Annotated in this window: 17 protein-coding genes; 4 read left to right on the top strand and 13 right to left on the bottom strand. The window is 39.8% G+C overall.

From position 1 onward, the window contains the following. Positions 1-107: 107 nt before the first annotated feature. The 6 genes from M3O96_RS14570 to M3O96_RS14545 form a co-directional block, all read right to left on the bottom strand. Positions 108-1,352 (bottom strand): murein hydrolase activator EnvC family protein, encoded by a 1,245-nt coding sequence (locus tag M3O96_RS14570; RefSeq protein WP_249721718.1) that lies wholly within the window; start codon positions 1,350-1,352, stop codon positions 108-110. A 3-nt stretch (positions 1,353-1,355) separates the two neighbouring features. Further along, positions 1,356-2,093, bottom strand: a complete 738-nt coding sequence (lolB1, locus tag M3O96_RS14565; RefSeq protein ID WP_249721716.1) for a lipoprotein insertase outer membrane protein LolB1 — start codon at positions 2,091-2,093, stop codon at positions 1,356-1,358. Beyond that, positions 2,086-3,816, bottom strand: a complete 1,731-nt coding sequence (locus tag M3O96_RS14560) for a tetratricopeptide repeat protein (RefSeq protein WP_349630850.1) — start codon at positions 3,814-3,816, stop codon at positions 2,086-2,088. Before M3O96_RS14560 ends, lolB1 begins: the two co-directional genes overlap by 8 nt. A gap of 192 nt (positions 3,817-4,008) precedes the next feature. Further along, positions 4,009-4,443: a dUTP diphosphatase gene (gene dut, locus M3O96_RS14555; protein ID WP_249721714.1), complete on the bottom strand. Its 435-nt coding sequence runs from the start codon at positions 4,441-4,443 to the stop codon at positions 4,009-4,011. Further along, positions 4,440-5,963: a lipopolysaccharide biosynthesis protein gene (locus M3O96_RS14550; RefSeq protein ID WP_249721713.1), complete on the bottom strand. Its 1,524-nt coding sequence runs from the start codon at positions 5,961-5,963 to the stop codon at positions 4,440-4,442. The genes dut and M3O96_RS14550 overlap by 4 nt, the downstream gene beginning before the upstream one ends. A 19-nt stretch (positions 5,964-5,982) precedes the next feature. Next, positions 5,983-6,768, bottom strand: a complete 786-nt coding sequence (locus M3O96_RS14545; protein WP_249721711.1) for an enoyl-CoA hydratase/isomerase family protein — start codon at positions 6,766-6,768, stop codon at positions 5,983-5,985. Positions 6,769-6,995: 227 nt separating this feature from the next. Between M3O96_RS14545 and M3O96_RS14540 the strand changes: the two genes are divergently transcribed. The 3 genes from M3O96_RS14540 (at position 6,996) to M3O96_RS14530 (ending at position 10,346) form a co-directional block, all read left to right on the top strand. Then, positions 6,996-8,450 (top strand): NADP-dependent isocitrate dehydrogenase, encoded by a 1,455-nt coding sequence (locus tag M3O96_RS14540; protein WP_249721709.1) that lies wholly within the window; start codon positions 6,996-6,998, stop codon positions 8,448-8,450. Between the two features lie 464 nt (positions 8,451-8,914). Then, positions 8,915-9,598 carry a hypothetical protein gene (locus tag M3O96_RS14535; RefSeq protein ID WP_249721706.1) on the top strand — a complete coding sequence of 228 codons (684 nt, stop codon included), beginning with the start codon at positions 8,915-8,917 and terminating at the stop codon, positions 9,596-9,598. Further along, a complete protein-coding gene (locus M3O96_RS14530; protein WP_249721703.1) occupies positions 9,555-10,346 on the top strand; it encodes a hypothetical protein in 792 nt (263 codons plus the stop codon). The genes M3O96_RS14535 and M3O96_RS14530 overlap by 44 nt, the downstream gene beginning before the upstream one ends. A gap of 252 nt (positions 10,347-10,598) precedes the next feature. On the opposite strand, the gene typA is transcribed toward M3O96_RS14530, so the two are convergent. From typA to M3O96_RS14495, 7 genes are all read right to left on the bottom strand, one after another. Continuing rightward, a complete protein-coding gene (gene typA / locus M3O96_RS14525) occupies positions 10,599-12,404 on the bottom strand; it encodes a translational GTPase TypA (protein WP_249721700.1) in 1,806 nt (601 codons plus the stop codon). A gap of 193 nt (positions 12,405-12,597) precedes the next feature. Further along, positions 12,598-13,302, bottom strand: a complete 705-nt coding sequence (locus M3O96_RS14520; RefSeq protein WP_249721696.1) for a hypothetical protein — start codon at positions 13,300-13,302, stop codon at positions 12,598-12,600. Further along, entirely contained in the window at positions 13,299-13,922 is a 624-nt protein-coding gene (locus M3O96_RS14515) for a hypothetical protein (RefSeq protein WP_249721692.1), read from the bottom strand. The genes M3O96_RS14520 and M3O96_RS14515 overlap by 4 nt, the downstream gene beginning before the upstream one ends. Next, on the bottom strand, positions 13,919-14,590 hold the full coding sequence (locus M3O96_RS14510; RefSeq protein ID WP_249721689.1) for a hypothetical protein: 672 nt from the start codon (positions 14,588-14,590) through the stop codon (positions 13,919-13,921). The genes M3O96_RS14515 and M3O96_RS14510 overlap by 4 nt, the downstream gene beginning before the upstream one ends. After that, the gene (locus M3O96_RS14505; protein ID WP_249721685.1) at positions 14,587-15,294 is read right to left on the bottom strand and encodes a hypothetical protein; all 708 of its coding nucleotides are present in this window, start codon (positions 15,292-15,294) and stop codon (positions 14,587-14,589) included. Before M3O96_RS14505 ends, M3O96_RS14510 begins: the two co-directional genes overlap by 4 nt. Next, positions 15,291-15,971: a hypothetical protein gene (locus M3O96_RS14500; protein WP_249721682.1), complete on the bottom strand. Its 681-nt coding sequence runs from the start codon at positions 15,969-15,971 to the stop codon at positions 15,291-15,293. The genes M3O96_RS14505 and M3O96_RS14500 overlap by 4 nt, the downstream gene beginning before the upstream one ends. A 117-nt stretch (positions 15,972-16,088) precedes the next feature. Then, the gene (locus tag M3O96_RS14495; RefSeq protein WP_249721678.1) at positions 16,089-16,433 is read right to left on the bottom strand and encodes a PadR family transcriptional regulator; all 345 of its coding nucleotides are present in this window, start codon (positions 16,431-16,433) and stop codon (positions 16,089-16,091) included. A 198-nt stretch (positions 16,434-16,631) separates the two neighbouring features. Between M3O96_RS14495 and M3O96_RS14490 the strand changes: the two genes are divergently transcribed. Further along, positions 16,632-18,032, top strand: a complete 1,401-nt coding sequence (locus tag M3O96_RS14490) for a hypothetical protein (RefSeq protein WP_249721675.1) — start codon at positions 16,632-16,634, stop codon at positions 18,030-18,032. The last annotated feature ends 408 nt before the right edge of the window (positions 18,033-18,440 follow it).

Genomic DNA, 18,440 nt, shown 5'->3' with positions numbered 1-18,440 from the left:
GTATTGTTTAGAATTAATATGATACAAAGATATAAGAGTGCCCTTCTTACACAAAGGAAAGATGAATCCTGTTACCTCTTTTTTTATAAATATACGATTTAATTGTTTTACCGTCCAGTTAACCAAGAAGAAGGGTCCATCGGTTGCAATCCCTTCCATGTTTCGAAGTGTACTTCAGCTACTCCTTCTTTATTAGTATATACCTGTCCCAGTACCTGCTTGGCTTTTACTTTGTCACCTGATTTGACAGAAACTACTTTAAGCTTGCTGTACATGGTGTAGTATTCACCATGCTTGACTACTATCGTGCCGCCATATCCGGGAAGGGTAAATATCTTGGTTACCTCTCCGTCAAATACCGATCTGACGTTAGAATTTGGAGTTGTTTGGATATCCACTCCGTCATTATCTTCTGTGATTCCCTTCAACGTCGGATGGGGATGAGTGCCATATCTTTTGGTTACAAATCCAGTCTCCACAGGCCAAGGTAATTTTCCTCTATTGCCTGCAAATGAGCTGGACAACGCCGCCGCCTCAGGTGTCAACGGAATACTTGAGCCCGAAGATTTGGTTGCTGTACTGTTTTTCTTTTTAGCTTCTGCCTCTGCCAGCCTGATTTCTTCTTCAATGATCCTTTTGATCATGCTGTTAAGGTTTTCCTGCTGTTTTTTGGCGGCTGCTATTTTCTTCCTCAGGTCCTGTTCCTGTTTCGAAAGGTTGTTGACAATCCCTTGCTGCTCTCTCTTTTCCTGGTCGAGCTTTTGTTTTTGTTCTTGCTCTTTGGTCAGGACAACTTGCTTTTCCTTTTTCTTTTCTTGCAAAAGGTTCTTTTGAAATGCCAGTTCAGTTGTCTTTTCATTGATCATCGCTACCTGCTTTTTGCGGGCATCTGAATATTGTTTGAGGTATTTCAGCCTCATGTAAAATTGCTTGAAAGTACCCGAACTGAATACAAAAGCAGTCATGGTCAAGCCGGAATTCAATTTGGATGAGGTGTAGACCATGCCGGCATATTCTTCCTTCAGGTTTATGAGGTCGGATTCCAAAGAACTGATGGCAGTTTCTGTTTCCTTGATTTCTCGGTTGATCAGGGTGACTTCATTGCTCAAGGTCCGGATGAATGTAATCCGGGTTTGAAGTTGTTTGTTAACAACATTCAATTGTCCCACTGATGCTTTTTTGGTGTCCGAAGTCTTTCTCAACATTTGGTCAAACTCCACCAACCTTTTTTGGATATCAGCCTTTTCCACTTCCAATTGGGCTCTTGTTTTTTTGGTCTGAGCCATAATCTCAGCATTTGGTAATGCCAAGGCGACCAAAAAGAACAAAAGAAAGGCAATGCTAATTTTCATTATTTAAAAATGAAATGGAAAGGAAACTGGTTCGGTCAGGTAATCTATACGGCTAAATTCAAGGTGGATGATGGCAGTTTGAAGGCCTTCTGTAGATTTAAACGAAAGCTTCAGCAACATCTTGTTCGGGAAAGGTTGTCCGTTGACGTTTTCAAAGGTAGGATAACTTGCCATAAACGCACCCATGTCATCTAAAGTGTTGCTCGTTAGTTCTGCTACTTTGCCATGGGAAGTACTGACCCGTGAGTGGTACCTAACCCCGTCCCTGACCTGTGTCAATTCAAAGTATCTGCCTGCCCGTAGGAGCCTATCCCTGTAGCTGAATTCCTGTGGTACATTGGCGAAAAGGAGGTTTTGAATCAATGAAAGGTCTAATTTCAAACCATATCTATCTTGCATTTCAACAAAACTTATATTGACGTCTTCTCCATTAATACGGTCCTTTATGCGCATTTTTTCTTCTGTGACTATACCTCTGATGGCTTCTACACCCAACCCCGGTGTGATGCTAAACCATACCACACTGTCTTTTTTTGCCCTGAAGCTGATTGTTCCTTTGGTGACTTTACCATTTGACTCTTCCAACACGATCCTACCTTTGGCACTGAGGTAATTAAATTCAAAAGTGGAGGGATGGAATTCCTCCATGATTTCATCGGAAGTATATAGATTTGGTTTTTTGGCACAGCCTGAAAGAAAAATTGCCGCGACAATTAAAAAAGTTATGGAAGACTTAATCATAATATTTTTTATCCTTGATTTTTTTCAAAAGAAATTCGGAAGTTTCTTCGCCTCCTTCGGCTTTCTTCCAATAAGCAATGGCTTCATTGCTATTTCCTAAGTGGAAGAGAATATCCCCATAATGCTCCAGCATAACGCCGCTTGGAGATTCTTCGTATTTCAAAGCGAGTTCCATGTAGGTTTTTGCGCCTTCATAATCTTTTAATTGAAACAAAACCCAGGCATGGGTATCAAGATAAGTTGCATTTTTTGGAAATTTTTTAACCAGTTTGCTGGACATGGTTTTGGCTTTTTCAAGGTCATTTTTGGCAAGTGAAAGATAATAAGCGTAGTTGTTGAGTACGTGTTCATCCTCAGGATTGATTTTCAATACCGCCTCATAAGCTTCAAATGCTTTTGCCGTATTTCCTGTCTGATGGTAAGCATCTCCCAATTGTCCATTGACAAGCAAGTCAAGCTGAGGATTCTTTCCTTTATTGATTTCTTTCGCTTTAATCAATGATGCTTCTGCTTCAGACCCTTTTTTGAGTGCAAGCTTAGCAGTGCCGTCAAAAAACCAAAATTCTGGTTTCTCAGGAAATTCGCCTACTGCTGTTTCTGTGATCTGTTCGATATCAGCAAAGTTTTTTCCTAATTCAAACATGGTAGTAATCACTCCTTGGAGAACCTGAGGGTTTGAAGGATTGATGGCAATGGCTTTTTTGTACAATTCCAAAGCGCCCTCCCTGTCATCTTCAAATAATTTTTTATCTCCCAAAACCGTCAAAACTTCAGGGTCATTGGGATGGTTTGACAACATGCTTTCTGCTAAAACATCCACCAATTCATTTCTTCTGGTGGATTTGGGCTCCTGAAGGATTCCGGCTAGTGCCTGTGCTTTTACCTGACCTTCCAAATCCGGATTGGCAAATGCTGCCTTGATCAGCTTTTCAGCTTTTTCTATTTCACCCTTGTCTTTGTAGAGGGCATAGGCAGCCATCTGAAGTTCAGGTTGATTTGGATATGTTGCTAGGGACTTATCTACAAGCAAGATGGCATCGTCCGTTTTTCCATTATTATAAAGGATTTCAACCAAGCTGATCACATATTGTGAATTCCCTGGTTGAGAATCAATCAATTTTTCACCTTCTAATATGGCACTTTGGAGGTCATTTTTTCTTAATAAAATTTTCTGTTTTTGAAGTGTGATCTGTGGCGCCAATCCGTAATATTCCTCGGCCGCGGTCAATGCCTCTAATGCTTTGTCAAATTCATCTCCAGCCAAATACAATGAGGCTAGGTCTAGGATGTAATTTTGGTTTTGTGATGAATTAGCGATCAGATTTTCCAAAATGGCAGCCGCTTTTTTAGTATCTCCCTGTTTGGAATAAACTTCCGCCATCACTAGGTTGTAATATTTATTTTCAGGATCAAGCTCTACAGCTTTCATCCCAAACTCCAAAGCCTTGTCCACTTGATTTGCTCTGAGGAGAATTTCAGCGATTTTAAAATTAATAGCAGGTTGTTCAGGACTTAACTCTCTTGCTTTTTGGAAATAAAAATAAGCACGGTCAAAATCATCTTGCATCAGAAAGCGCTGCCCGTCGATAAATAACCTTGAGGCCTGGGCATCATCAAGTTGCTGTTTTCTTTCCTTACGGGAAATTTTGCTTTGAGAAAATGCGCCGAAGCTGATCAGAATAAGCACCGCGATACTCAATATTTTTTTTATCTGTATAGTCACAGGCAAGGTTTTGTTACAATTTTGATTTTTTTGACTAGGTTGGGAGTAGGCTGTTTTTTACGATTTTGTTGGCGGTATTCCCCCATTGAGGTGGCAATCTCATACTTAACGCAAACTTAGTACCTTTTTGTTCTCTTTGGATAAAATCAAATTTTACCAACGTTCTAAATTCCTTTTAATGTCTCCCAGATATTAACCTTTACCCGTGCTTCCGTATCCACCGGCTCCCCGCTCGGTTTCGGAAAGGGTTTCAGCAGCATCCCATTGGATCTGTTCATGCTTGGAGATGACCATCTGGGCGATCCGCTCTCCATCCTGCACCACAAAGGTTTCATTGGATAGATTGACTAACAAAACCTTGATCTCACCCCTGTAATCCGCATCTACGGTACCGGGAGTATTGAGAACAGACAGACCATATTTGTAAGCCAAACCACTTCTCGGTCTGATCTGCGCCTCATATCCTGCTGGTAATTCTATAAAAAGTCCGGTACCAATGAGCTTTCGTTCCAAAGGTTCCAATGAAACAGGTTCTTCAAGGTTTGCCCTGAGGTCAAGTCCTGCAGCCAATGGAGTCTGGTATTCAGGTAGAGCATGTTTGGATTGATTGATAACCTTGATTTTCATAGTTTTCTTTTTTTCAATGGATTCGAGAACTTCTGGAGTTCATCTTTTTCAAGCCACAAAACTACAAGAACAAAAACAATCACAAGGCTATTTCTTGCAATAAATTGAAGAATAGGCAACTCCAAGTGTAAGTAAAATCCTAAATAACTCAGCCCAAATGCCAAGACGAGGTAAAACAAATCTTTGCCTGTCTTGTATGGGATCGGGAAATATTTCTGACCATAAAAATAACATACGACTGCCATCAGAAAATAACTCAATAAGGTACTCAGCGCAGCGCCCATATAGCCCAGAATCGGCACAAAAACCAAAATCACAACGACTGTCACGACAGCACCGAGTGTGGTGATATAAAAGCTGTACTTGGTCTGGTCGGTTAGTTTAAACCAAATACTGAGATTGAAATAGATTCCCAAAAACAAGTAGCCCAATAATAAAACAGGAACTATATAAAGTGCATCCCCATAGCCTTCGCCGCGAAGGAAAAGATTGCCAAGAATATCAAGGTTAACTGAAACTGATAACATCAAGATCGAGCAGAAAATAATAAATGCATGCATCACTCTTGCAAATAATGCAGGACTGTTTTTTTCACTCGATTGGTTAAAGAAGAAGGGTTCTGCAGCATATTTAAAGGCTTGGATGATCAGGTTCATTAATATTGCCAACCTGAAATTAGCTCCAAATACACCTCCAGCTTCTCTTTGGGTCAATCCCTCATAGAAATTTTCGGGCAACACATATTCAAACAATGTCCTGGAAAATACCTCATTGGTCACTCCTGCCAGTCCCATAAAAAGTAAAGGAACCGCATAATGCCACATGGGCTGGAGGATTTCCTTGTCCATCGCAAACACAAACTTCCCCGTGAGTCCCATCAAAACCGGGATCATCAGCGCATTGGCAAGCAAATTGGATAGCAGGATATATTCTACACCCCAATTCGGATTATATATGCTATCGATAATTGGTTTTAGCGACGGGAGGACGTCACCGTTCCAAATATGAAAGCAGAATACGATGAAGAAGATATTGAAACCGACATTCAATAAGATGTTTCCGAGTTTGGTTAGTGCAAATGGCAGCGCTTTGTTCTCTTTCCTCAGCTTTGCATAGGGTAAAGCCAAGACTGCATCTATCGCTAAAATCCACGCCATCCAGCGAAACAGGTATTCCTGCCCTTCGTACCCCAGCCAACTAGCTATAGCCGGTGCGCTAAAATATATGATCGCTCCCATCGAGATGGAAGTTGTGATGAGTAGCGATTGGATCTGGGCAAATACTTTTTGAGGATCGAGACCTTTGCCCGTGGCATAGCGAAAATAAGTCGTCTCCATGCCGTATGTAAAAATGATATTTAAAAAAGCGATGAATCCATAAATTGCCGTGAAGGAGCCCAGCTCTTCTTTGGCAAGGTAACCTGTGTAAATGGGGAGAAGTAAAAAATTGATGGTTTTGCCAAGGATACTGCTTATGCCATAGATGGCTGTCTGTCCTGCAAGTTTTTTAAGTTGGCTCATCGGAAAAAGAAAAGGGGTATTAAGCCCCTTTGAATACCGGTTTTCTTTTTTCGAGGAAAGCGGAAGTGCCTTCTTTGTAATCACCTGATTTGACACACCTGGCGAAGCTGTTGGCTTCTGTTTGGTAGCCATCCTCATCTGGTACAAACACTGAATTGACACAGTCCACGACCATTCCGATCGCCAAAGGAGCTTTGCTCATGATTTTGCGGACTATTTCTTCCGCTTTTGCCATGGCTTCTTCTTTTGTAGAAAGTACATGGTTGACCAGGCCGAGTGCTTTGGCTTCATCAGCACCGATCATATCTCCGGTCATCATGAGTTCATTGGCTTTTCCTCTTCCGATCAGGTAAGTTAATCTTTGTGTGCCTCCATATCCGGGAATGATTCCGAGATTTACTTCCGGTTGGCCAAATTTGGCAGATGAAACCGCTATACGCATGTGGCATGCCATGGCAAGTTCACAACCGCCGCCCAATGCAAAACCATTGACGACTGCGATGACGGGCTTGTGGCAATTTTCGATCATGCTGAATATTTCCTGACCGTTTTCAGAAAATTTTCTAGCATTCAATTCACTCAGTTCCGCGATTTCACTGATATCCGCTCCGGCGATAAAGGCTTTTTCGCCTGATCCGGTGATGATTACTGATTTAATATCCTTATTGTCAGCGACCTCAGTGAAGATTTCCCTTATTTCAGTCAGGGTGGCAAAATTGAGTGCATTCAGTTTGGTCTCTCTGTTAAGAGTTAAATAAAGAATGCCATGTTTTACCTCTGAAAGAATATTCTTGATCTCAGCCATGTGTATTGGTGATTGTTTGATATCAAATATACAAGCCATGCTTACATTACCCAAGGATTGCTTTGAAAAATACCCAGAAGCACAAATAGTTGTCGAGAACAAATAGCTTCCACCGTATGCCTTTTTATGAATATCATTATGGTAATTTATGATTTGGCACCCGAGCTTTTCGGCTATTTTTCCTACTTTTGCAGTATAATTCAAAACTAAACTAACTCTTTTTATATATGTCAGCAAAAACAAAAATCACCGTAGCTTACGGAGATGGAATAGGTCCCGAGATCATGAAAGCCACGCTCGAAATCCTCGAAGCGGCAGGTGCGCAGTTGGAATATGAAGTAATTGAAATCGGCGAACAGGTTTACCTGAAGGGGATCAGTTCGGGAATGGAACCCGGCGCTTTTGACTCTTTGAGAAAGACAAAAGTATTTTTGAAATCCCCGATCACTACCCCACAAGGTGGAGGATTCAAGAGTCTGAATGTGACTACCAGAAAATCCTTTGGACTGTTTGCCAATGTCAGACCTTGCAAGGCATTTTCGCCTTTTGTCAAAACCTATTTCCCAAAAACTGACCTTGTCATCATCCGTGAAAATGAGGAAGACCTTTACGCCGGAATTGAGCACAGACAGACGCAAGAGGTTTATCAATGCCTGAAGTTGATATCCAAACCGGGTTCTGAAAAAATCATCCGATATGCCTTTGAATATGCAAGGAAATATGGACGCAAGAAAGTGACCTGCATGACCAAAGACAATATCATGAAGTTAGCAGACGGCTTGTTTCACAAGACATTTTTGGAAGTAGCGAAGGAATATCCCGAAATCCAGACTGACCACAAAATCATCGATATCGGTACAGCTTTGATTGCAGAGAGACCGGAGATTTTTGATGTGATTGTGACATTGAATCTGTATGGAGATATCATTTCTGATGTGGCCGCACAGGTCACAGGTTCGGTGGGATTGGGTGGTTCTGCCAATGTAGGAGAGGAAGTCGCCATGTTTGAGGCGATCCACGGTTCGGCTCCTGACATCGCAGGTATGGACATCGCCAATCCATCAGGTTTGCTCAATGGCGCCATCATGATGCTAGTCCACATCGGACAACCGGAGATCGCTGAGAAAATCTCCAACGCTTGGATGAAGACCCTTGAGGATGGCATCCATACCGGAGATATCTTCCAACCAACACTTTCTTCCAAAAAAGCCGGCACAAACGAATTTGCAAAGGCTATCATCGAAAGATTGGGGCAAATGCCTTCAAGCCTTAATCCGGCTGTTTTCGATAAATCCGCCACTGCTCCGATGCAAATAAAATTGAGTCCGGTCACCAAATCCAAGAAAGAACTGATTGGTGTGGATGTTTTTGTGGATTGGGATATTGAGGGAAGAAATCCGGATGTGATCGGGGAGAAGTTAAGAAAAGCAAACGCCGACGGACTCGTCCTCCAATTGATAACCAACAGGGGGATCAAAGTATATCCTGGGGGGATGCGGGAGACTTTCTGCACTGACCATTGGAGATGCAGGTTCCAGACTGCGGGTCAGTCGGTAATCACCCACAAGCAGGTTTTGGATTTGCTTTCTCAGGTTGAAGCATTGGGATTTGACTTTATCAAAACGGAGCATTTATATGCTTTTGACGGGGTCAGGGCTTATAGTCTGGCGCAGGGAGAGTAAGGCGATTGGAAGATTGGAAGATTTGAAAATTGAAAGATTGGAAAATTAGGTTGTAAGGTTGAAAAGTTATAATTCTTCAAGGTTTAGGACCCTATATTAGGCGAGAAGCGAGAGGCGAGAGATCGACAAATAAGAGACAAGAATCAGGAATAGCTTTGCCTTGTCACCTCGATGTAGGAAGGTCTTGGAATAAATAGTCAAAAAAAACCGGACAGAGATGTTCCGGTTTTTTTGTTTTTATCAAGTTGACCTTGGATACAATAACAGGATCTTACATTGGTAAAAAAAATAATGCCGTTGATTTTCAGAGAGTTTAGTTGAAAAATGACTTGCTAGTATTAAATAGTTCTGTTTTTATCTAAGTTTGAAAATCTTAAGCCAAGATTTAAGATAAAAGCTAATCCCCAAAAAATAAAAGGCCGGGCAATATTAAATTACTCAGGCAAATCCAAATTGTACCAGCTATGGTTATTGATAAAATTTTAAGAGTGAACCCAAATTTTATTGGGATTATTCTTATATGCGTTTTGAATTCATCTTGTAAGGATGAATTCAAACCAAGTATTCCTTTGGATTTTGAAATCCCTGTAAATGTTTATCCGCAAGATGAAAGGATAAGTTTGGGAGATACTTTTATTCTAGAAACGAAATTTCCAAAGGTAATTAATGACATTTCAGGTTCTATTGATCATTTATTCAAAATAGATGATTTTGAAATAGGAATGGGAATCTATTCCTTAACTCAACGGGATAAATCACTGATTGAACAAAATGGAGCAACAGGTCAAATGGAGTTTTTGGCTCAAAAGGGTAAGATTACAAAGATTAGTCCAGAATTTGCTGAAATCAAATTCGTCGAACTCGACAATTCAATAGGATTTAGAACTTTAATTATTCCACAAATTAAGGGTGTTTATACACTTACTCTCTTTCAAGTGGATGAAACTTACGGAAAGACAAAAGAACGATTTGAAAATGATAAAATGGGAGGGTATTTTATTAACAAAATCAATTATAGTGTTAATACAAATGGAAAGACCAATTATCATTTGATTTTAGAAAACACCATACCCACTGATGGAAAATGGCTTGAGACTGTTGGGTATGATTATTTTAAAAATGGTGCTTTCTCTTTTATTGTTGAATAAAGGAACTCCTTTGAAGCGTAAACAAGTAAGGCAAGACAATTTAATTATCATTAAGAAATCATTCAAAATTATGAAAATTGATTCAAATCATTTATTTACTATCCGCGCTATCATTTGGGTTGGAATGGGTTTCATTATGGGTTTCAGTTGTTTATCTGAAGAAAAGGAATACCTAACTGTTGATTTTGAAATTCCGATTACTGTTAGTCCTGTGAAAGAAGCTTATCATATTGGAGACACTATTCACGTAGAAGTTGAGTTTCACAAAGAGTTGACTTCGTTTAACCAAGATTTTACATACTCTTTTGAGGATTTTAATTTCTTTGCTTGGATAAGATGTACTCAATTATTGGATAAGACAAAGGATCAACCAGACCAGCCTGGTGGATTGGGTGGATTTAATATTGTTAATACAAAAGGGGGATTGTTTCCCTTTAGTTCTGCCGGTGCTGAAATGAATTATATCTTCGAAAATGACATGTATGTAATGAAAACCTCTTTAATCCTGAGAAGACCTGGGATATATTCTATATCGTTTCATACTAACAATGGGGCATATAATTTCGAATTTCAAAAACAATTGGATGTTCCTGGCAAAGTTGTAAAAATTGGGAATTTAGTCTATAAAGTCAATAATGGAATTGGAGGTAACAATCATCTGATTTTTGAAAATACGATTAATAAGTGGGAGGAAGATCCTGACAAGTTTGGATGGAATAGTTTGTTTTCATTTAAAGTGGTGGAATAGACTTAAATTTTTAAATAAGAGAAGAAAAAAACCGGGCAGAGATGTCCGGTTTTTTTTATTGTTGTTTAGTAAACAACAATAGTATTGTTTACTAAACAACACTTTTCAATATCTCCGAAACCCATCCTTCCAAGAATTTGAAATTCCATAAAAAAATCCCCTAAGCTTCCGCCTAGGGGATTTTTATTTATTTTCAAGTTTTCAGTACCTCTGACCTCTTACCTCTCACCTTTAACCTCACATTCATCCTTCTTAAGAATCCTTCTTCGCCATTCTTGTTCTCTCATTCTCATCCAGATAGATTTTTCTCATACGGATGGATTTTGGAGTGATTTCAAGGTATTCATCTTTTTGGATGTATTCCATTGCTTCTTCCAAAGAGAATTTTTTGGCAGGAACGATCCTCACGTTGTCATCCGAACCGGAAGCACGCATGTTGGTCAATTTCTTGCCTTTCTGCACGTTGACGACGATGTCATTGTCACGGGAGTTTTCACCGATAACCTGACCTGCGTACAATTCATCTCCCGGATCGACAAAGAATGAACCCCTGTCCTGCAATTTGTCTATTGCATAAGCCGTACACTGCCCACCTTCCATAGAGATCAACGAACCGTTGATACGTCCCGGGATTGGGCCTTTGAATGGCTCATAAGCAAAAAAGTTATGGTTCATAATGGCCTCACCCTGAGTAGCGGTAAGCATGTTGTTTCTCAATCCGATCAATCCTCTTGATGGGATTTTAAATTCAAGATGCTGAAGGTCACCTTTTGGTTCCATGATCAGGAGTTCACCTTTTCTTTGGGTTGCCATTTCGATGACTTTTCCGGCTGTTGTTTCAGGTACATCGACGACCAATGTTTCGATAGGCTCGCATTTGACACCGCTGACTTCTTTGAAGATTACCTGTGGCTGACCAACCTGAATCTCATACCCTTCTCTTCTCATCGTTTCGATCAGGATAGACAAGTGAAGGATACCACGGCCGTAGACCAAGAATTTATCTTCACTGTCTGTTGATTCTACTCTAAGTGCAAGGTTCTTTTCAGTTTCCTTAAAAAGTCTGTCTCTCAAGTGACGGGAAGTTACAAACTTACCTTCTTTTCCAAAAAACGGAGAGTTGTTGATCGTGAAGAGCATGTTCATGGTAGGCTCATCAATTGAGATCCTTACCAAAGCTTCAGGCTTTTCGAGATCTGCCAAAGTATCACCGATTTCGAAATCTTCGATGCCGGTCACGGCACAGATATCTCCTGCAAGCACCTCAGTTGCTTTGACCCTTCCGAGTCCTTCAAATACCTGCAATTCTTTTACTTTCACTTTTTTGATCACCCCGTCCGCTTTGCAAAGGGATAATTGCGCGCCTTCCTTGATGGAGCCTCTTTTTACCCTGCCTATTGCGATACGTCCCACGAAGCTGGAATAATCCAGGGAAGTGATCTGCATTTGCAATGTTCCTTCCTCGATTTTCGGTTCAGGGATATGTTCGATGATCGCATCCAATAGTGGAAGGATAGAGTCAGTCGGATTGGTCCAATCAGGTCCCATCCAGTTTTGTTTTGCCGAACCGTAAAGCGTCTGGAAACCCAATTGCTCTTCGGTAGCGTCCAAGTTGAACATTAAGTCAAAAACAGCCTCATGTACTTCATCTGGACGGCAATTCTCTTTATCTACTTTGTTGACGACTACGATTGGAGTCAGTCCAAGTGCCAATGCTTTGCCCAATACAAATCGGGTCTGTGGCATCGGTCCTTCAAAAGCATCGACCAAAAGGATAACTCCATCGGCCATTTTAAGAACCCTTTCTACTTCTCCTCCGAAGTCAGCGTGACCTGGGGTATCAATGATATTGATCTTGTGGTCTTTGTATCTAACGGAAACGTTTTTGGAGAGAATGGTGATTCCCCTTTCCCTCTCGAGGTCATTGCTGTCCAGGATCAGGTCGTCAAACTGTTGGTTTTCACGGAAGATTTTGGAAACGTGTATGATCTTGTCCACTAGGGTGGTTTTGCCGTGGTCAACGTGTGCGATAATCGCGATATTCCGAATTTTAAGCATTGTAAAATTGAATTAGGGTGCAAAGGTAGAAAGAAAATTTGGTTTACTCTTGATACACTTCAAAAAGGAAATGAAAAGTTAATGTGGGGATTGGAAGATTGGAAAATTGGAAGATTGGAAAATTAGGAAGGGTTGGAAGGTTGTAAAGGTTAAAAAGTTTTTAAGGTTGTGCGGATTAAAAGCTGTTACGAAATCAAACTAAGCTATAAACATCCCCCAACTTTTTAGTGTCTGCTAGGGATTTTGAGAAAACTCCGGGAAGGGCAGTCAGGATGTTCAGGCCGGCAAAAACAAACAGAACCGCAAAAACCTGCCAAAAACTCAAAGTTGACGGCTCTAGCAAATTGAAGTTCCCCACATATTTGTATCCCTGTATCATAAACTGAAGCGGAAGATAAGTGAACATCAATATCCCTTGGTTTCCCCTCCATGATGCATAGTTTTTATATTTTTTGAATCCACTGCCAAAGGAATAATACCACCAAACCATCACAAAAACCAAGAATACCAACCCAATCAACAGTTGGCCTCCTTCACCGAAACTGAAATGTTTCTCCAAAACATAAGCACTGTGGAAATAACAAAAAGTCAAAAGTAAAGGAACCATTATGTTGATGCTCATGAGATTTGATCTTAATTCTAACCAAAAATATTTCATCAGGCGGGTTTCTATCAGCTTTTTATAAGATTCCTCCAATCCACTGAATCCAAAAATCCCAAAAGAAGCATGGACTTTTTGAAAGGCTTCCTCGATGTTAAGTTTCGGATTTTCTTCAAGCATTGTTTCCACCTTGCAGGCCACATGGTCCAGGATTTCATATTGGACATCGATTTCAGGATATCCTTTTTTGGAAATCAGGGTTTTGAGTTGCTCGATTTGGGGTTTGGTGAGTTTCATTGTTTGGCAAGTTTCAATTTTTCATAAGTATTGCTGACCAACCTGATCCCGATGATCAGTTGTCCGGCTAAGATTCCCATAAAGGCAGGCATGAAGATTTGCTTTGGAATAGGTGAAAATTCAAGTAAGAGGTCAAAAGAAAATGACATGCACATGTACAGTAAAAACATGCTATTGATGACGGACATAAACTCACTGCTATTGCGCATGGGCTTTGTGAAAAGTCTATAAAAAAACGGTGCCGTATTGACAGTGATCATGACAAGCAGGAAAGTAGAATATGTATGGCTTGCTTCTATCGAGCCGATATGGATCAGAAAATAGGTCACGCAGAATGCAAGCAAGGCCAACCCAAAATTCTCTGGATTGAGCCAACCTGCAAATAATTTTTTGAATGCGGAAGAATGATGACTGAGCAAAATCTGTCTTTGGAACTTGTCAAGATTCAGCTTTGCAAGCTGTTGATCCAAAGCCAACTCGAAGGAAATCTCACCATCTCCCATTTCCTGCTCAATGGCTGAGGCCAAGTGATCCACCAATTCTGAGCGAATGTCTTGGTAATAAATACCCATTTTGATGGATTGGTTTATCTTTTCGATCTGGGGTTTGGAGAGTTTCATGATCTAATCAGTTTTAAGTTTTTGAGATTGATAGATCCATAAAGCGATAGGGCATAAATATTCATAAAAGTTGTATAAAAAATCATCAAGACCATTGCCCAACTTTCAAGACCAATGTTGTTAAGAAAAATTGAAGTGAATACAAAAAAAGCGTTGAAGAAATTGAAGATCAGTACATATTTACCCAAGGCTGCTTGAAGGATTACATTTCTTGGTCTATGATAGTTTGGGTCAAGGGATAAAGAGAAGTAATTGCCTGAATGATAAAGTAGAGCCACCAATATTCCCAAGACGGGCAGAAAGGAGAAAATCATCATAACATCCAAACTGATTAAATGGTAAATGATCAGAAGAAAGAAAGCGTAAGAAAAAATACCCAGCACTTTCAATAAATCCATTTTCCAAATTTTAAGGGCGTCCCTTTGGGAACTTTGTAATTGCTTGCTGACTACATTCAAAAGTTGTTTTTCCAAACCCCTTACCACAGACCAAGCAAACTCATCATCTAAAGCTTCCCTTTTTGTGTCAAATTCATAAGCAGGAAATTGTTCCAATGAGGAAATATAGTGATCCAAAAGCTCATCATATATTTCTACATAAGCAATCTGCAACCGGTTTAGCCGGTCTTTGATGGTCTGGACTTCAGTATCTAATAGGATTCTTTTCATCGAACAAAAGGTTTCATACGGTCTCGGGAAACTTCAAAATTGGCGATCTGAAAGAGTACCATAACACCAGTCAAAAAGCAGATACTGTATATGTATGGTGGAGTGAAGAGATAAGCTGCAAAGCCCTCCTCAAGATTCCCTAAGTAAATTACAAATAGGGGAATCATCAGAAATATCGCTGTAACTGCAGGGAATATGCCCCATCCCCGAAGTGACCGGCTCTGCAATCTTGCCAATCTGGGAGGGTCGTCCACTGTCCTGTAATGGTGTTTGAAGGATTTTTTTGGATAGGAATATTCAATCATCAAGGATTCAATTGAAAACATGAGTAGGATAAATGCATTGGTCAGATGCACCAATTTCTTTGGGTCGGGAAGCAAATAAGGAACGGATAAACCCAATGAAAAAATGATCAGCGTCAGGGGTAACCTTCGCCACTCAAACATTTCTAAAAACTTTCTTTTGATTAAGAAGGGATATTCCGATCTCAATTCTTTGATATAATTTTCAGCCACTTCTTTACAATAGGTGATTGTAAAAGTTTTATCGAGCTCAGCCAAAACATCCTCAAAGGGCCTTTCTTGTTCCAACTCCAAAGCTGTCTGATAATGGTCCAATACCTCATCTCTTACCTCAGTGTATTGAATCTGTTTGGAATTGATGCGGTAATGGAGTTCTTTAATTTGTTGCTCATTCAGTTTCATATCAGGGATGTTTTGGATTTGATTTTCCAGACCTCCATCAGGGAAATCACATAAATGAAAAGAAGGATTGAAAATGTTGCAGCAATCTGGGGGGCTATGTTTGAAAGTACCTGCACATCAAACATGAGGTCCGCAAACCAAACAATGGAATACGCCATAATTACAGGCAAGTACATTCTTTCGGAAAAAGGATAAAATAAAGAAGATTGCAGCGAACTTGCCTGACTCATGCTTTCCTTCATCTTTTTGATTCTTCTGCTTGATTTGAATAAGAAATAAATATGGAAAACCGTTAGGATCAGTAAAGGTGCAACCATCATTATTGCTCCTTCTTTTTCGTTTTTCACATTCGAACCCAAGTAAAAAGCAATCATGATAAAGCCCAATACGTAGAGGATTCTCGATAAACATAAATTCTTCTTGACCACTTTCCATTGGAGGACACCGATTTCTTTTCGGATGTCTTTGTTGAATTTGGCTTGCAAAGCATGACAATATCCATAAGTGAATTTTTCATCCAATTCTTCCAATTGATCATCAAAATCGTCCTCTCCAAATTCCTGCAGGTGGCTGACATAATGGTCATAGACCTCCATGAGGATTTCTGCCGAAGAAATCTCCTTTCTCACAATGGTGCCTTTGATAGTTTGCAATTCTATGTCGGTCAGGTTTCGCATTTTATGTATGGAACCTTTGAGGTCTTTTGGATCCTTTGAGGTTTTATTTCAAACCTCGAAGGATTTGGATTTTAGATTTACTTTTTTTATTCAACTAATGTGTTTCACTTTTTAAAGTCAGGTCAAACCCGGATTCCAAGTGGGATTCAGGATTCTTTGGAGGTTTTCTACAAATCCCTGCAACTCTGCCATTTTGCTGTTGACCTCCTTTTGCCCGTCCTTAGTCAGGCTGTAGTATTTTCGGACCCTGTTATCAACTTGTTCTATCTCTGTTGTCAGCAATCCATCTGCTTCCAGCTTGTGCAGGGCAGGATAGAGGGCACCTTCCGTGATTTTGATTTCCCCGGCGGTCAGTTCCTTGACTTTTTGGGTAATTTCATAACCGTACATCCTTTCATTTTCCTCGAGCAGTTTGAGGATTATGGTTTGTAGACTTCCTTTGATCAGGTTATTATTTGACATGTGCGTATCGCATCCAGAATATAAAACGAATATAAAAGAAAATTATATACATAAGAAAATTATGCATGTAATATTTTGATTTCATTGACGTTTGTGGTTTAACATTGATTAACTAATATTTTAACAAAATTTTGTATTTGCCTTATACAGGGTTAAGTGAAACCAACTATCTTTGAAATAATAAAAATCTACTTTGTTATGAGAAAATTATACTATTATTATACAATCCTGCTATTTTTTTCCATTATCCAAAATTCATACGGCCAAGGGAAACTGAACCTGGAGCTCTATGGGGGACCGCTTAAGTCATTTAACAAAGCAATAGAGTTTCCTCAAAATTCCGATTTGAAAGTCTCTACACCATTAGATTACCATATTGGAGCCAACATCCTTTACAGGATCAAAGGCCCATGGCAATTATCGTTACAAGCTGAGGCATTGAGGAATTCAAGGATGACTACTTGGTATCCCAATTTTCCAGATGCGAATCCCCAGATCAAAGGCAGGTCATCAGAACTTTTGGGAAATTATAGTATTGGAGCAAGATATAACTGGGAAAAAGAAAAATATGCGCTTTTTGCCCAGCCTTCCGTAGGATTTACTGTCAATAATTACAGTGAAATGATTTTAAATGATTCGAATTACTTTGTTGGCTACAGTCCAAAACAGACCGCCATTGTTGGTAATGTCAGGCTTGAAGGCGGGATAAAACTGTACACGCCAAGGAAAAATTATGTTGTCTTCGGTGCAAGGTTCCAACAAGGTATTGGACAGTTAAACACTAATGGCTTCTATAATCCGTCAACAAATTTGAGAATAGAAGATAAAAGAAGAGGCTCCTATGCAGGTTTATTTATGGGTTATGGGATCAACTTTGGCAATAAAAGCAGCAGGGAACAATTCCGGTCAAACCGTCCTGACCGAAAAGATGAAAAAAGAGATCTGGCTTGGAAAAGTGGCCCTTACGTCATGCTTTCAGGATTTCTCCGCTTTAGACCTAAGTCGGAGAGAGAACCAAATCTTGAGTTTTCACATATTTCGGGAGGAAGTATTTTTGCGGCAGGCTATAGATTCAAGGCTTTGAGCGTGGAAACTGGGTATACACGATTTAATGCCCAAACCAATATTTCTGTTGCTGGAACAAATGTCAACTCGAACCTTGCAAATAACTTTTTGGTGACTGCTATTCCTTTGACTCTCAAATATGACTTTCAGGTGGGTGAAAAAAACAGACTTCGATTTGGGCCTACTTTCACTGCATTTTACACTTTAGGTACCAATGGAGAAAGACTCAGGGAAGGAGGTTACGGTGGTACTGGACCTGATGGAGAATTTGATCTTACATATAAAACAAATCCTTCTGATCCAAAAGGTGCTATATTTTTCAATGCGGGCATTTTTGCCGAAGTCCCGATCTTCAATTCAAGTTTGTTGAACTTTAAGGTGTCTCAGAATTTTGGCAGTCCTGATGTAGGATTGTTGGATGTAACGGGGGAAGTCAATGGACAGCCTGTGAACTTTGAGAGTTCAGGCACGCTGAACGGTTTTATGCTGGAATTGGGTTATAAGTTGCCTTTGAATGTGTTGTTTAGAAAATAAAAACCGGGACACGCTTCTTTAGCCTGAAAAGAGATATTCTTTTTCGATCATGGCTTCATTCTGATATGCATCGGAATGAAGCCATATTTGATTTATATGGTTTTTCAGTCATTAAACAAAGTGAAAAATTGAAATTCAATCTACCCGAATCATTGCGTATGATTAATGGAAAAGCCAATCTTAAAGTTTTATTTTTCTTACTCTTCCAAAATAATTTATCCTAAAATCAGTTATAAATCCATGTTTTATATTTTCACTACCTCAATTGATGATATTAAATTTTGGATTTGACGGAATATTGTTTTTTGGAGTTGTTTTAAATGGTTTTTCACAGCGTTATTATGAGGAAGAACTGCTGTCGACCAGGTTGGAAAGAAATGAATTGTGGCAAAAGGCCAGTGTTGCAGA

The sequence above is a fragment of the Aquiflexum sp. TKW24L genome, from assembly GCF_023502205.1.
Taxonomy (GTDB): Bacteria; Bacteroidota; Bacteroidia; order Cytophagales; family Cyclobacteriaceae; genus Cognataquiflexum.
Note: the sequence above shows the minus strand (reverse complement) of the source record. Positions and strands in the feature narration are given on the sequence as shown.

Coding starts and splice junctions, on each gene's coding strand:
- M3O96_RS14570 (WP_249721718.1), bottom strand. CDS start 1,352: ATGAAAATTAGCATTGCCTTTCTTTTGTTCTTTTTGGTCGCCTTGGCA.
- lolB1 (WP_249721716.1), bottom strand. CDS start 2,093: ATGATTAAGTCTTCCATAACTTTTTTAATTGTCGCGGCAATTTTTCTT.
- dut (WP_249721714.1), bottom strand. CDS start 4,443: ATGAAAATCAAGGTTATCAATCAATCCAAACATGCTCTACCTGAATAC.
- M3O96_RS14550 (WP_249721713.1), bottom strand. CDS start 5,963: ATGAGCCAACTTAAAAAACTTGCAGGACAGACAGCCATCTATGGCATA.
- M3O96_RS14545 (WP_249721711.1), bottom strand. CDS start 6,768: ATGGCTGAGATCAAGAATATTCTTTCAGAGGTAAAACATGGCATTCTT.
- M3O96_RS14540 (WP_249721709.1), top strand. CDS start 6,996: ATGTCAGCAAAAACAAAAATCACCGTAGCTTACGGAGATGGAATAGGT.
- M3O96_RS14535 (WP_249721706.1), top strand. CDS start 8,915: ATGGTTATTGATAAAATTTTAAGAGTGAACCCAAATTTTATTGGGATT.
- M3O96_RS14530 (WP_249721703.1), top strand. CDS start 9,555: ATGATTATTTTAAAAATGGTGCTTTCTCTTTTATTGTTGAATAAAGGA.
- typA (WP_249721700.1), bottom strand. CDS start 12,404: ATGCTTAAAATTCGGAATATCGCGATTATCGCACACGTTGACCACGGC.
- M3O96_RS14520 (WP_249721696.1), bottom strand. CDS start 13,302: ATGAAACTCACCAAACCCCAAATCGAGCAACTCAAAACCCTGATTTCC.
- M3O96_RS14515 (WP_249721692.1), bottom strand. CDS start 13,922: ATGAAACTCTCCAAACCCCAGATCGAAAAGATAAACCAATCCATCAAA.
- M3O96_RS14510 (WP_249721689.1), bottom strand. CDS start 14,590: ATGAAAAGAATCCTATTAGATACTGAAGTCCAGACCATCAAAGACCGG.
- M3O96_RS14505 (WP_249721685.1), bottom strand. CDS start 15,294: ATGAAACTGAATGAGCAACAAATTAAAGAACTCCATTACCGCATCAAT.
- M3O96_RS14500 (WP_249721682.1), bottom strand. CDS start 15,971: ATGCGAAACCTGACCGACATAGAATTGCAAACTATCAAAGGCACCATT.
- M3O96_RS14495 (WP_249721678.1), bottom strand. CDS start 16,433: ATGTCAAATAATAACCTGATCAAAGGAAGTCTACAAACCATAATCCTC.
- M3O96_RS14490 (WP_249721675.1), top strand. CDS start 16,632: ATGAGAAAATTATACTATTATTATACAATCCTGCTATTTTTTTCCATT.